This window comes from Pseudomonas sp. FSL R10-2189 (assembly GCF_009600325.1).
In the GTDB taxonomy this organism is placed as follows: Bacteria; Pseudomonadota; Gammaproteobacteria; order Pseudomonadales; family Pseudomonadaceae; genus Aquipseudomonas; species Aquipseudomonas helleri.
The window spans coordinates 1-230 of record NZ_WIVZ01000179.1; the positions used below are offsets into that span (position 1 = coordinate 1).

Genomic DNA, 230 nt, shown 5'->3' on the forward strand with positions numbered 1-230 from the left:
TATCAGCCCAGTGTGACGCCTCCTTCCCCGCCGTCCAATCTGACCACCTCATACAATTCGGTCACCCAGCAATTAACGGTTAATTTCGACGGTGGCGGTATGTATCGCACCCACACATTGACCATTAAGACGGATACCGAAAAAACCTACGAATCTTTCTATAGCGGTAATGCTATATCCGTGAGCCTTTCGCTGGACTTTACCCTGACGCTATTCGCCGTAGACCAAGA

1 protein-coding gene is annotated in these 230 nt (G+C 49.6%); it reads left to right on the forward strand.

Annotation, left to right across the window (positions count from 1 at the left end):
• A partial coding sequence (locus GHO32_RS26745) for a hypothetical protein (protein WP_218581176.1) occupies nt 1-230 on the forward strand: 230 nt, incomplete at both ends.